Annotated in this window: 8 protein-coding genes and 1 pseudogene; 7 read left to right on the top strand and 2 right to left on the bottom strand. The window is 74.3% G+C overall.

What is annotated here, in order from left to right:
- Nucleotides 1-13 precede the first annotated feature (13 nt).
- Nucleotides 14-2,164 carry a SpoIIE family protein phosphatase gene (locus M8H82_RS07820; protein ID WP_250071737.1) on the bottom strand — a complete coding sequence of 717 codons (2,151 nt, stop codon included), beginning with the start codon at nucleotides 2,162-2,164 and terminating at the stop codon, nucleotides 14-16.
- Nucleotides 2,165-2,480: 316 nt separating this feature from the next.
- On the opposite strand from M8H82_RS07820, the gene M8H82_RS07815 reads away from it, so the two are divergent.
- Nucleotides 2,481-3,089, top strand: a complete 609-nt coding sequence (locus tag M8H82_RS07815) for a response regulator transcription factor (RefSeq protein ID WP_250071736.1) — start codon at nucleotides 2,481-2,483, stop codon at nucleotides 3,087-3,089.
- Nucleotides 3,090-3,587: 498 nt separating this feature from the next.
- Here M8H82_RS07815 and M8H82_RS07810 read toward each other — a convergent pair.
- Nucleotides 3,588-3,802: pseudogene (locus M8H82_RS07810) on the bottom strand (hypothetical protein); the annotation flags it as partial.
- 185 nt (nucleotides 3,803-3,987) lie between these two features.
- On the opposite strand from M8H82_RS07810, the gene lanKC reads away from it, so the two are divergent.
- The 6 genes from lanKC to M8H82_RS07780 all read left to right on the top strand — a co-directional run bounded on the left by lanKC (nucleotide 3,988) and on the right by M8H82_RS07780 (nucleotide 13,915).
- Nucleotides 3,988-6,651, top strand: a complete 2,664-nt coding sequence (lanKC, locus tag M8H82_RS07805; protein WP_250071735.1) for a class III lanthionine synthetase LanKC — start codon at nucleotides 3,988-3,990, stop codon at nucleotides 6,649-6,651.
- Between the two features lie 15 nt (nucleotides 6,652-6,666).
- Nucleotides 6,667-6,795 (top strand): SapB/AmfS family lanthipeptide, encoded by a 129-nt coding sequence (locus M8H82_RS07800; protein ID WP_015037662.1) that lies wholly within the window; start codon nucleotides 6,667-6,669, stop codon nucleotides 6,793-6,795.
- Between the two features lie 182 nt (nucleotides 6,796-6,977).
- Complete coding sequence (locus M8H82_RS07795; protein WP_250071734.1) at nucleotides 6,978-8,816, top strand: ABC transporter ATP-binding protein; 1,839 nt, start codon at nucleotides 6,978-6,980, stop codon at nucleotides 8,814-8,816.
- A gap of 191 nt (nucleotides 8,817-9,007) precedes the next feature.
- The gene (locus tag M8H82_RS07790; protein WP_250071767.1) at nucleotides 9,008-10,735 is read left to right on the top strand and encodes an ABC transporter ATP-binding protein; all 1,728 of its coding nucleotides are present in this window, start codon (nucleotides 9,008-9,010) and stop codon (nucleotides 10,733-10,735) included.
- A gap of 260 nt (nucleotides 10,736-10,995) precedes the next feature.
- Nucleotides 10,996-13,449: a SpoIIE family protein phosphatase gene (locus tag M8H82_RS07785; protein ID WP_250071733.1), complete on the top strand. Its 2,454-nt coding sequence runs from the start codon at nucleotides 10,996-10,998 to the stop codon at nucleotides 13,447-13,449.
- 46 nt (nucleotides 13,450-13,495) lie between these two features.
- The gene (locus M8H82_RS07780; RefSeq protein ID WP_250071732.1) at nucleotides 13,496-13,915 is read left to right on the top strand and encodes a CBS domain-containing protein; all 420 of its coding nucleotides are present in this window, start codon (nucleotides 13,496-13,498) and stop codon (nucleotides 13,913-13,915) included.
- Nucleotides 13,916-13,920: the final 5 nt, after the last annotated feature.

Genomic DNA, 13,920 nt, shown 5'->3' with positions numbered 1-13,920 from the left:
GCGCGTCGACCGCCTAGCCCCGGGCCCGCAGCAACAGCACCGCCACGTCGTCGATCCGGCCCCGGGGCGTCGCGCAGGACTCCACCAGGAGGTCGGCCAGCTCGTCCAGCGGCAGATCACCCGCCTGTGCGAGCACCCGCCCGAGATCGGCGAGCGCGTCCTCGATGTCGGTGCCCGGTGACTCGATCAGCCCGTCGGTGTACAGGACGAGGACGGATCCGGGGGCGAGATCGACCTCCGTCGTCTGGTAGGTGGCCGAGCCGTCGATGCCCAGCAGCGGCCCCCCGGCCAGGTCGAGCACCCGTACCCGCCCGTCCGGCCGTCTCAGCAGCGGCGGCGGATGCCCCGCCCGGGCCATCACGGCCCGCCCGTGCTCCGGGTCGAGCCGCAGATACAGACAGCTCGCGAAGAGATCGGCGCCCAGATCGATCAGCAGCCGGTTGGTGCTGCGCATGACCTCCCCGGGCGGCTGCCCGACGGTCGTGTACGCCCGTACTGCCGTGCGGATCTGGCCCATCAGGCCGGCTGCCGTCACGTTGTGTCCCTGCACGTCCCCGATCACCGCCGCGGCCTGTCCCTGCGCGGGCACCAGATCGTAGAAGTCGCCGCCGATGTCCATGCCCTGAGTGGCCGGCAGATAGCGGGCCGCCGCGTCGATGCCGGGCAGCAGCGGCAGCGAGTGCGGCAGCAGCGCCGCCTGGAGGCCATGGGCGACGTGGTGCTTGGCGTCGTAGAGCACCGCCCGCTCCAGCGCCTGCGCGATCAGCCCGCCCAGACTCGTCAGGACCGCCCGCTCGTCGGCGGCGAAGGGGTGCGGCTCGGCGTAGGCGAGCACCAGGGTGCCCACCGGACGGCCGGAGGCGATCAGCGGCAGATAGGCCCAGGCGGCGAACCCGTCGGGCGTGGCCTGGCGCGCCGGGTACAGCCGCTGCAACTCCTGCTCGTTCTCGTAGAACGCGGGCACCCCGGTGGTCAGCGCCTGGGTGCCGGGGGTCCGCTCCAGCAGGGGCAGCCCGTCGAACCGCTCCACCACGCGCGCGTCGGGATAGCCCTGGTGGCCCAGCACATGGAGGCGGCCCGCCCGGGAACCGAGCACCACCAGGGCCTGGCTGCCCACCGCGGGGGCGATCTCGTCCGCGACCAGCTGGACGACGTCCTGCACGCTCACCGCCTCGGTGAGCGCACCGGCCAGGCTCAGCACCTGGGAGATGGTGACCAGCCGGGACGGGGTGTCGCCGGCCGTCGGGCGGTGCGCGCGGTTCATCTCGGTCACCGCCCGCGCCCGGGTGATCCGGACGGTGAGCCCGCTGGTGCTCGGGTACAGCCGGAACGACAGCCAGTCGCCGGGCGGGCGCAGCGCCACGAACGAGGTGGTCTGCTGACTGAACAGCGCGGCCCGGTACCGGTCCTCGTAGACCGGGTCGTTGAGCCACGGCACCGACGCCCACAGCTGGGTGCCCAGCAACTGGCTCACCGGTGCGCCGATCAGCTCGGCCGCCGCCGCGTTGGCGAACGAGATCCGGCCGTGCAGGTCGAGCGAGCAGAGCCCGTACGGCAGCCGGGCCACCATCCGCGCCGACTCGACCGTGCCGAGGGTGCCGGCGGCGCCCGTGACGACGGGGGCGGCGAGCAGATCGGGCTCCGGCAGCAGCGGAACGCTCTCCTCCAGGGCGCGGGCCAGCCGGGCGGCGAGCCGGTCGCAGGCGGCGCTCAGATGGGTGCGCTCCCGGTCCGACAGCTCGGGCGGGTGCGATCCCGGCCAGGTCACGAAGACCGCGCCGTACGCCGTGGACTCGGTGGCCACCGGCAGCGCCGCGAGCGAGAAGGGATAGGGCAGCACGACGGAGATCCGCGGATACAGACGGGCCATCTCCTCCTCGCCGCCCACCCAGACCAGCCGCCGTTCGCGCAGTGCGTCGGCCACCGGGATCGGCGCGCTCAGCCCCACCCGCTCCCAGGGCGCCGCGAACGCCCGGGGGAGCCCCGCCATCACCGCCATCTCCAGGACCGGCTCCTGCGGCGCCAGCAGATAGACCGCGCCGGAGTGCGCGTGCACCTCGTCCATCATCGAGGCCAGCGCGAGCGACAGCAGCGGACGACCGACCCGCGTCCTGGCGGTCGCCGGTGCCTGGTGGGACGGTTGCCCGTCGGACACGCCGACCACCTCCTCGCACGGCTGGGCGACGGGTCCCAGAGGTCAAATCTGCCCCTTGACGGCTCATCGCGCACGGCGAGAGCCCTCGGCGGCGAGGATTCGGCGCGGGCATGGACGCCCTGGCATGGGGAGGCGCGCGTGGTACCCCGATGGCGCGAACCCATGCCCCTACAGTCGATGCGCGCGGTGGGGCGCGAGAGCCGGGTGTGCGCCCCCGCGCACCCCGATGGCCGGTTCTGCGCACGCAGGAGGTGTGAGGGCCGCGAAGAATGGGACACGCGCTCAACACCGAGAACCGGCGGCGACATGGGTTGAAGGGGCGGTAGTGATCACGGTGCTTCTGGTGCACGACGTGTGTTTAGTGCGGTCGGTCCTGGCGGAGTGGCTGTGCCGGGAGCCCGACCTCAATGTTTTCGACAGTCCTTGGGGGAGCGCTTCCGCACATGTGAAATCCCTGCGGCCGGACGTCTGCGCCGCTGATCTGGAGTGTTCGGACTCGTACGGCATCCCGCCGCTCGGCGAGCTGTGCGTGCGCGGCCCCGATCCGGTGCACCCGAGGCTGCTGGTCCTTGCCACCGCGAACCGGCCCGGACTGCTGAAGCGGGCGGTCGAGGTGGGGGCGCTCGGCTACGTCGACAAGGAGGGCTCGCCGGAGAACCTGGTCGACGGCATCCGGCGGGTCGCCCAGGGCGAACGCTTCGTCAACGACTCGCTGGGCTTCGGGTTCCTCAAGGCGGCGCAGATGCCGCTGACCCGAAGAGAGCTGAGCGTGTTGTCCCTCGCCGCCGAGGGCGCCTCGATCGCGGAGATAGCCGGGAGCCTGCATCTGTCGAGCGGGACCGTGCGCAACTACATGGCGGCCATCACCCGCAAGACCGGGGCCCGCAACCGCATCGAGGCCATCCGTATCTCGCAGGGCGAGGGCTGGCTCTGAGCGCCCGGCGGGCACCGGGGTGAAGCCGCCGACGAGGTCCCGGTACGGCGCCGAGCGGGCCATGAGCTCCTCTTGGGTGCCGTAGGCCGTGTGCCGGCCGTCCAGGACGAGGACCCGGTCCGCCCGGCGCGCCGAGCCGATGCGGTGCGCGACGACCACCAGCGTGCCGCCGGGACGGGCCGCGAAGGCCCGTTCCGCCCGTGCCTCCGCCGTCGCGTCCGGATGGCAGGCCGCCTCGTCGAGCAGGACCAGGGGCGCGGGCGACAGACAGGCCCGGGTCAGCGCGACGAGTTGCCGCTGACCCGCCGACGGGGCAGCCGGATCGACCGTCGCCCGGAGCCCGCATTTCGCCGCCCGCAGCCCGCCGAGCGTCTTCAGCAGCGGGGTCGGCCCCACCACCCGCCCGCGCCGCGGCGTGCAGCTCCGCCTCGGGTACCGGGTCAGGGCTCCCCGGTGTCCGGGGAAGGCCAGCCGGCCCCGGCAGGGCATGGCGAACCAGCCGCGCCCGGCGAGGCCGCCGTGCAGGTCAGAGGCGAGGTTCTGCCGGCGCTCGCTCGGGGTCGTCTCGACCACGTCGGGGCCCGCTGCCGGTGGCCGAGCCGTTCCAGGACACGTTCCAGGACGTGGGCGACGCCCGTGAGACCGTCGTAGAGGCCGAGCGGGGCGCCGACAGGTGGCGACGCGGTCCGGGCCAGCGGCCCCCGCTCGCCCTCCCCCTACCGCTAGGCGCTGACCGCGTCCAGCGCGAGCCGCCCACCCCACGCCGAACGACCCTCCCGGGTGCACGCGGCCTCGGTTACCCGTGCGTACTGCATGGGCGAGAGGTGACAGCGGCGACTGTTGGGGCCCTCCCGGCCCGTGACAACGTCATTTCCGTCACCGACCGAGGGAGTGCGTTGTGAACAAGGGGTACGCGGTCTTCTGCGACGCCGACCGTCACTTCTACGACGCGCCGCACCGTCTCGTCTTCGCCGACGGAGCGGGCGAGTCCCTCTACCCGGCCGCCACCCTCCCCGTGCCCGAAGGGTGGACCAGCCATCGCACGGGTGACTGGCTCGCCCTGCGTCCGGTGGGCTGCACGCTCCCGTCGCAGGGCTGGAAGATCCACGTCGCGGCCTGTCTCGACAACGCGGAGCGGGTCCTGGCAACGGTCCGGGAGTACTGCCTGCGGCACGAGGTGGCGTTCAAGTTCGTCCCGAGCCGGTACCTGCTGCACCAGCGGAACGCCAAGTACGCCGACCGGGCGGCCAGTGGCAAGTTCATCACGGTCTACCCGGCCGACGACGAGCAGTGCGAGCGCCTGGCGACCGACCTCGCGCGGCTGCTCGACGGCGAGCCGGGCCCGTACATCCTCAGCGACCTTCGCTGGGGGAAGGGCCCCGTGCACCTGCGGTACGGCAGCTTCACCCGCCGCCACTGCTACGACGAGCACGGTGAGCTGCGGCCGGCCATGGAGGACGGCTCCGGCACCCTCGTGCCCGACCGGCGCGGGCCCGTCTTCCGGGTGCCCGACTGGGTCACTCCTCCGCCGTTCCTGCGACCGCACCTCGACGCGAGAGCCGCGGTGACGGTGGGGGAGATGCCGTACGAGATCGACAAGGCCCTGCACTTCTCCAACGGCGGGGGCGTGTACGAGGCGCGGCACCGCGAGACCGGACGGCGGGTCGTCCTCAAGGAGGCGCGCCCGTACGCCGGCCTGGCCGCCGACGGGGCGGACGCCGTGACCCGGTTGCACCGCGAACGCACCGCGCTGGAACAGCTGTCCGGGCTCGCCTGCACTCCGGAGGTCCTCGACAGCTTCACCGTCGGTGACCATCACTTCCTGGTCCTCGAGTTCGTGGAGGGCCGCCCGCTCAACACGTTCTTCGCCCGCAGGCATCCGCTGATGGAGTCCGACCCCCCGGCGGAGCGGCTGGCCGAGTACACGGACTGGGCCCTGCGGATCCACGGTCTGGTCGAGCAGGCCGTCGCCGCGGTGCACGCCCGGGGGATCGTCTTCAACGACCTGCATCTGTTCAACATCATGGTCTCCGAGGACGAGAGCTCCGTGGTGCTCCTGGACTTCGAGGCGGCCCAGCCGGCGGCGGAGGGCGGGCGGCAGACCGTCGCCAACCCGGCGTTCGTCGCACCCGCCGACCGGCGCGGCTTCGACGTGGACCGGTACGCCCTCGCCTGCCTGCGGATCGCCCTGTTCGTCCCGCTCACCAGTCTGCTCGCCGTGGACCGCGGCAAGGCCGCCCACCTGGCCGAGGTCGCGGCTGCGCAGTTCCCTGTGCCTCCGGGCTTCCTGGAGGAGGCGGTGCGGGAGATCCTGCGGGAGCCCGTCGCCGCCCCCTCCCGCGGCCCCGGACGTCGTGCGACCGCGCCCGGCAGCGGTGTCCCGTTCCTGCCCGTGGAGCCGGGACAGTGGCCGGACAGCCGCGACTCGATGGTCCGCGCGATCCTCGCGTCCGCCACGCCCGACCGGGAGGACCGCTTCTTCCCCGGCGACATCGCCCAGTTCGCCACGGCCGGGGGCGGCATGTCCGTCGGCCACGGCACCGCCGGGGTCCTCCATGCCCTGCACGAGAGCGGGGCGGCGCGGATCCCCGCGGCGGAGGAAAGGCTCCTGCGGTTCGCCAAGCAGCCCGAGTCCGGCACACCGCTCGGCTTCTACGACGGGCTCACGGGCATCGCGTGGACCCTCCAGCGACTCGGCCATACGGCGTCCGCCCTCGAACTGGCCGAGCTCGTCCTCGCAGAGGACCACGACGCGCTCGCGTCGGACCTCTACGGCGGTACGGCCGGAATGGGCCTCGCCCTGGACGCCCTCGCCGGCGCCACCGGCGAGTCCGGCCTGCACGCGGCGGCGCTCAGGTGCGCCGAACTGGCGGCCCGGGCGCCCAGTGCGTCGACGCAGTCCGCCCTGCCCGCGTCGCAGGGCCGGGTGCGTACCGGGCTGCTGCACGGTGCGGCGGGTCGAGCCCTGCTGTTCGTACGGCTCTACGAACGCACCCGGGACACCGCGCTCCTCGACCTCGCCGCCGAAGCGCTCCACGACGACCTCACCCGCTGCGTGCGCGGAGTCTCCGGCACCTTGCAGGTCGACGAGGGCTGGCGCACGATGCCGTACCTCGGCGCCGGCAGCGTGGGCATCGGCATGGTGATCGACGACTACCTCCTCCACCGCCACGACGAGGATCTCGACCAAGCCCGGCGCGACATCGTGCAGGCGGCGCAGGCCACCTTCTACGCCCAGCCGGGCCTCTTCCGCGGCGTCGCGGGCATGGTCCTGCACCTCGCCCGCACCCACGCCGACGGGCCCGGCACGGCGCCCGAGGACGTACGCCGCCAGGTCGGCTGCCTGACCTGGCACGCCATGTCCTACGACGGCCACCTCGCCTTCCCCGGCGAACAGATGATGCGGCTCTCGATGGACCTCGCCACCGGCACGGCGGGCGTCCTGCTGGCCCTCTCGGCAGCCCTGGGCGACCGCCCGGCGCAGCTGCCCTTCCTCCCGCCGCTCCGGCGGGCCCATGAACCGGCCCCACTTTCGGGGTCGCACAGCACCATCGTCCCCTAACGAAAGGAAACGATCATGAACCTGTTCGACCTGCAGTCGCTGGAGACCCCCAAGGACGAGGCCATCGGCGACGTCGAGACCGGCAGCCGCGCGAGCCTGCTCCTCTGCGGCGACAGCAGCCTCAGCGTGACGACCTGTAACTGACCTGATCCGGCTCCGCGAACGGTCCGTCGAGGCGCCGGCGCGTAGTCACGGTGCCCCGGGAGCCCAGCTCCCGGGGCACCGGTCATCGCGCCACCGGCCGCCGCGGCGGGCGGCGCGGGAGCCCGGGCCGGGCCGACCGCGACGGTCGTGCCTGGCGCACTCGTCAGGAGAAAGGGCATCGGATGGCCTCCCCGACCGGGTCCGACCGGCTGCTGCGCGGCGCCGCACGGCACACCGCCGGCAGCACAGCGGCGCTTCTCGTCTGCTCGGTCGCCGGTGCGGCCTGCGCGCTCGCCGTCCCGGCGGTGGCCGGCCGCACGCTGGACCTGCTGCTGCATCACCAACCCGCCGCGGGTACGTGGTTGGCCTGGGCCGCCGTACTGCTCGCTGCGGAAGTCCTGCTGGAGACCGCTTCGGTCCTGCTGACACAGCTCACCACCGCCCGCGCCACCGCCTGGGTCCGCCTCCGCGCGCTGACCGGTCTGCTGGGCACGGCCCCCCACCGGGCCGCACCGTACTCGGGCGGCGAGGTCGCCGCCCGGCTGTGCGTCAACGCCTCGGACAGCGGCGCCGCCCCGGCCGCCCTCGCGACCTCGGTGACCTCCGTCCTCGTCCCGGCCGGCGCCCTCGTCGCCCTGGCCCTGATCGACCCCTGGACCGCCGTCGTCTTCGCGGCCGGCCTGCCGCTGCTCCTGATGCTGCTGCGGACGTTCGCGCACCAGTCGTCCGACTCGGTCGGCCGGTACCAGCAGGCGCAGGGAGCCATCGCCGCCCGGCTCACCGAGGCGCTGAGCGGCGCGCGTACCATCGCCGCCGCCCACACGGCGCGCCGCGAGGAGGAACGCATCCTCGCCCCGCTGGAGGACATGACGCGGTACGGCACCCGCATGTGGCTCGTCCACGGCCGCGCGGTGGCACGCAGCGGCGTCCTACTTCCGTTGCTCACCACGGCCGTCGTGGCAGTGGCCGGGGCCAGGCTGGCCGCCGGACAGCTCAGCGTCGGCGATCTGCTCGCCGCCTCGCGGTACGCCGCCCTCGCCGCGGGAATCGGAGGCATCGCGGCACCGCTCGGCACGCTGGTCCGCGCCCGCAACGCGGGCCGCCGTACGGCCGCACTCGCCGATCTGCCCCCCATGGCCCATGGCCTCGCCGCCCTGCCGGCCGACGGGCCCGGCCGGCTGGAACTGAGGGGGGTGGGGGTGGTGCGCGACGGCGTCCCGCTGCTCACGGACGTGACGCTCGCGATCGACGGCGGTTCGACGGTCGCCGTCGTGGGCCGCTCCGGCGCCGGGAAGTCCACCTTGGCCGCCGTCGCGGGCCGGCTGACGGACCCCGACGAGGGGCGCGTTCTCCTGGACGGGACGGACCTGGCCGAGCTGGCCCGCCCGCAGTTGCGCGGGGCGACGGCCTACGCCTTCGCGCGTCCCGCCTTCGACAGCGGCGCCACGCCCACGGTCCGCCGCGCGATCGCCGCAGGGCGCGGGCCCACCGCGCGCAGCGCCGAGGAGGGGGCGGAGAAGGTCCGTCACGCCGCGGTGGCCGCGAGCGCCGACTCCTTCATCGGCCTTCTCCCCCAGGGGTACGACACTCCCCTGGCCGACGCGCCACTCTCCGGCGGCGAGAGTCAACGCCTGGGCCTGGCGCGGGCGTTCATCGGCGCCGGGCGGCTGATGATCCTGGACGACGCGACGTCGAGCCTGGACACCGCGACGGAGCGGCAGGTGGAACTCGCGCTCGCCTCGTCGCTGCGGCCGTGCACCAAGCTCGTCGTGGCCCACCGGGTCTCCACGGCGGCCCGCGCGGACCAGGTGGTCTGGCTGGAGGCGGGACGAGTACGCAGATGCGCACCGCACCGCCTGCTCTGGGAGGACCCGGACTACCGCGCGGTGTTCCTGGCCGAGTCGTCTCCGGTGCCCCCGGGGAGGGCCGAGAGTCAGGCGGTGGCTCCGGGAGCGGCGGTCGCGCAGGACACCCCTCCTGCCGGGCGGCCCGCCCACGACGACGCCGGGAGCGGCACATGACGTCCGCGGCGAGGACGGGCCGGACAACGACGGGCCCGAAGCCCCACCCGGGCGCGGAAGGAAGCGGACCGGCTCCCCGCCCGAAGCCCCAGCCGGCCACGGGAGGCCCCGGGCCGGCGCCGGGCCCGGTGGCGGCCGGGACGACCTCCGCCGACCCGGGACCGGTCACCGGCCGGACGTCCCGGCGGATCATGGCCTCGGGGCGTACGTTCCTCGGACGCCGTAAGCGCGTCCTGGCCAGACTGGCGGCATGGTCCGCGGCCGAGTCGGCGCAGACCTTCCTCGGCGGCTACTGCGTGGCCCGGTCGCTGGACGACGGATTCCTGCGGGGCAGCACCGCCACCGGTCTGCTGTGGCTCACGGCGGCGGCCGTGGTCATCCTGCTCGGCGCGCCGGTCGTCCGCGGAGTCTTCGCCCAACTCCCGCATCTCACCGAACCGTTGCGGGATCACCTGGTCCGTCGCTCGGTCGTGCGTGCGCTGCGCGCGGCCACCGCCGGGGGCGGGACCGTGGACACCACCGCGGTCTCCCGGCTGACGAGCCAGACGGAGATCGCCCGGGACAGCTTCGCCGGGCTGGTGCTCGCGGCCCGCTCCTTCGTCTTCGTCGCCGCCGGAGCCCTGGTCGGCCTGGTGTCCCTCGCGCCGCAGTTCCTCCTCGTGGTCCTCCCGCCGCTCGTGCTGGGCGTCGCCCTGTTCACCGCCTCGCTGCGTCCCATGGCACGGGCCCAGCACCGCTACCTCGACGCGGACGAGGCCGTGGGACGGCGCGCGGAGATCACCCGTACCGCCCTGCGCGACATCGTCGCGTGCGGCGCCCAGGAGCCGACGGCCGCACGGAACCGCCGTGCGGTCGAGGAGGCCGCCGCCGCCCAGCGCGCCATGGCCCGCTGGGCGGCGGTCCGTACGCTCTCCGTGGCGACGGCGGGGCAGTTGCCCGTGTTCCTGCTCCTGGCCGCGACACCGTGGCTGGTGCGCCAGGGAGTGACGGCCGGGGCGCTCGTGGGCGCGCTCACCTACGTCCTCCAGGCGCTGCTGCCGGCCCTGCACACGCTGATGACCGTCCTGGGTGCCGCGGGGGCGCGTCTCTTCGTCATCCTCGACCGGCTCACCGGGCCGCTCCCCGTCCCGTCCGCCACCCTCGCGGCACCTCCGGCCGCCGCGCCCGGCGCACACGGACACACCCCTGCGGCTCCGGCGACGGCGGCGCTGCAGCTGCGCGGTGTCCGAGCCGCGTACGGCCCGGGCGCCCGTGCCGTCCTCGACGCGCTGGACCTGACCGTCGAGAACGGGGAGCACATCGCGGTGGTCGGTCCGAGCGGCATCGGCAAGTCGACTCTGCTGCAGGTCGCGGCGGGCTTGCTGGCGCCGGACCGGGGCGAGGTGCTCCTCTCCGGCCGGCCCGTCGGCTGCCTCCCGCCGTCCGAACTCGCCGCCCTGCGCACACTGATCCCCCAGGAGGCGTACGTCTTCACGGGCAGCCTGCGGGACAACCTCCGTTACCTGCGACCCGACGCCCGCCCGTCCGATGTCGACGACGCCGTACGGGCCCTCGCCCTCGAACGGCTGGTCGAGCGCGTCGGCGGGCTCGACGGACAGGTCCGGCCGGACGACCTGTCACTCGGCGAACGGCAGCTCATCGCCCTCGCGCGCGCCCACCTCTGCGCCGCCCCGCTGCTGCTGCTCGACGAGGCGACCTGCCACCTGGATCCGGTCGCGGAGGCACGGGCCGAACACGCCCTGCACGCCCGGCCCGGGACCTTGGTCGTCGTCGCCCACCGGTTGTCCTCGGCGTTGCGCGCGGACCGGATCCTCGTCCTGGACGGCACTCGCGCCCAGTACGGTACCCACGAGGACCTGCTCGTACGGTCGGCTCTCTACCGCGATCTGGTAGGGCACTGGAACGACGTCCAGCGCTGAGGCGGGGATCCGCGGCCCGCGGAGACGTCATCGGCGATTTACACGCGCACCGTTCCGTGCGTACGAGTGGTGCGCAGGCCACCCGGGTGCGGGGCCGGCAGTCGCGGCCCGGAGATGTCCAGGTCCCGTCTCACCCAGGTGGGCGTCTCCGGGCCGGGGTGCCGGGGCGTCGAGAAGTGGCCCCGCCGACGTCCGAGCCTTGGGGCCGTACGGCCGTGGAGCGGTCACAGGGGCTGCGCCGGTGTCTCATAAGCGCTGTAATGGCCAACGTGGGCGGTGAGGACGGGACGGGACGCAGATCGCGCAGGCAGCGTGCCGACGATGCCCTCACCACGGTCGGAGACGCGCCCGACGCCCCCGACCGGCTGCGCCGCATCCTGGAGCAGGCGCTCGTCTTCGCCCACGCCTCTCTCGCGGCCGTGTACACGCTGACCGAGGACGGCGAGCTGCTGTGCCTGGTGGAGTGGGCCGGCGTCCCGCGCATCCAGTACGGCCTGCGCGACAGCTACGCCGCCACTGGCGGTTCCGTGGTCGCAGACGCCCACCACACCGGGCGGCCCGCCTTCCTCGGGCCGAAGGAGCTCGCCGAGCGGGCCCAGTCCCGGCGGGCGACGGCGGGCGATTTCCATCTGGCGGTCCTGCCCGCCCGGGGCCAGGACGGCGGCGGCTGTCTGGTCGCGGTGAGCGAGCGTCCCGACGGGTTCGACGCCGAGGACCGCCACTGTCTGGATCTGATCGCCCGCGCCCTCGCCTATCCGGTGCCCGTCCCACGGGCCGAGGGCGGCGAGCTGGCCTCCAACGCCTTCAGCCTCGCCATGGACACCGGCCGCGTGGAGGTCGGCGACGACATCCTGGACCTGTTCGCGATCGCCCCGGACGACTTCGACGGCAAGGTGGAGACGCTGCTGGGCCTGACCGTGCCGGAGGACCTGCCCTCGCTGATGTCCGTGGTGGAGGCCGACCACATGTCCATCGGCGACCGGGAGCTGGAGTTCCGGGTGCTCCAGCCGGCCGGCCCGCCCAAATGGCTCAGGCTGCGCGGGCGGCTGGTGCCCGGCGGGGAGGGCCGGCCGGCCCGGCTGGCGGGCACCGTCGCCGACGCCTCCAAGCTGCGCTCCGACGTCACCGACGTGGCCCGCGTGCAGCGCCTGGCGGCCGCCCTGGCCACCGCCGGCACGGTCCGCGACGTCAGCCACGCCGTGGTCGCCGCCCTGCGTGCCCCGCTGCGCGCCGACCGGATCGCGCTGGCGGAGCTGGAGAACGACCGGCTCGTGGTCACCGTCCTGGACCCGCCCGCGCCGGAGTCCTGGCCCGAGCTGTGGCGCCTGGAGTGGCGCACCGAGTGGCCCGACGCGCCGCTGCGCGCGATGCCCACCCTCGCCACCGCCCTGCGCGAGGGCCGCGCCCAGATCTGGCCCGCCGGCACTGCCCTGGAACCCGCCCTCGCCGAGGTCGGCCCCGGCGGTCTGGCGGTCCTGCCGCTGCCCGCCGGGGGCCGGATGGCGGGCGCCTGCCTGATCGGCTGGGACGCCCCGCACCACTTCGGCCCCGACGAGCGTGCCCTGCTCACCGCCTCCGCGGGCCTCGCCGGGCAGGCCCTGATGCGCGCCCACGCCTTCGACGCCGAGCACGAGCTCGTCGGCATGCTCCAGCGCCAGCTGCTGCCGCGCAGGCTGCCCCGGCTGCCCGGCGCGAAGGCCGTCGCCCGCTATCTGCCGAGCACCGCGGGGCTCGAGCTCGGCGGCGACTGGTACGACGTGATCCCGCTGCCCGACAACCACGTCGCCCTCGTCATCGGCGACGTACAGGGCCACAGCGCGGCCGCCGCCACCCTGATGGGCCAGATGCGCACCGCCCTGCGCGCCTATGCCGCCGAGGGCCACCCGCCCGACGTGGTGGTCTCGCACGCCAACCGGCTGCTGATGGAGCTGGAGACCGACCTCTTCGCCACCTGCGCCTACGTCGACGTCGACCTGGAGGAGGGCACCGCCTGGGCGGTGCGCGCCGGGCACCTCCCGCCGGTGCTGCGGCATCCGGACGGCACCACGGACATCGCCGAGGCCGAGGGCGGTCCGCCGCTCGGGGTGGTGAAGCAGGCCGAGTTCCCGATGAGCCCGCTCAGGATCCGGCCCGGCACCCTGATCGCGCTGACCACCGACGGGCTGGTGGAGTCGGTCGAGGCCGACATCGACGCCGGCATGGACCGCTTCGCCCGCGAACTGGCCGCCGCCGACCCCTCCCACCTCGGCCTGGTCGCCGATGCCCTCCTCGGCAACGCCCGCCGCAGCGACGACGTCGCCCTGCTGCTGATGCGCTACGACGGGATGGCGCTGCGCCCGCTGCGCGAGAGCTGGACCGTGTGGCGGGTGCCCGAGGCGGTCGGCCACGCCCGCCGCTTCACCCGGCGCGCCCTGCGCTCCTGGGGCCTGACCGGCGACCGGGACGCCGTCCTCCTGGTGGTCTCCGAACTCGTCACCAACGCCCTCGTGCACACCGAGGGACCGGTCCGCCTCGACCTCGCGCTGGTCAACAGCCGGCTGCGGATCGCCGTCGCCGACACCTCGCCGCGCAGCCCGGTCAAGCCCACCAGCATCGGCTGGGAGGCCACCGGGGGCCGCGGCATCCTCCTGGTGGAGGCCATGTCGGATGCCTGGGGCACCCTCCCGGTCAGCGGCGGCAAACAGGTCTGGAGCGAGTTCCAGCTGAACCGCTGAGTCTGGGTACCCGGAGGTTCACGGCCCTTCGACGAAGGAGTACGTCATGACCCAGCACGTCCGTGACATCATGACCGCCGCCCCGGCGGCCGTGGCCCCGCAGACCTCCGTGGCGTCGGTGGCCCGCCTCATGCGCGACGAGGACCTCGGAGCCGTCCTGGTGGTCGACGACGACCGGCTGCGCGGCCTGGTGACCGACCGCGACCTGGTGGTCAGGTCCGTCTGCGAGGGCGGTGACCCCGAGCAGACCACCGTGGCCGGAGCGTGCAGCGACGACCTCGTGACCGTCGGGCCCGACGAGGACCTGGACATCGCGGTGGGGCTGATGCGCGAGCACGCCGTACGCCGTATCCCGGTCGTCGACGACGGCCGTCCCGTGGGGATCGTCTCGCTCGGGGACCTCGCCATGGAGCGCGACCCGGAGTCGGCGCTCGGTGACATCAGTGTGGCCCGGCCCAACACCTGACCGTC

This window comes from Streptomyces sp. YS415 (assembly GCF_023544665.1).
In the GTDB taxonomy this organism is placed as follows: Bacteria; Actinomycetota; Actinomycetes; order Streptomycetales; family Streptomycetaceae; genus Streptomyces.
This window is presented reverse-complemented; position numbering and strand designations above follow the sequence as displayed.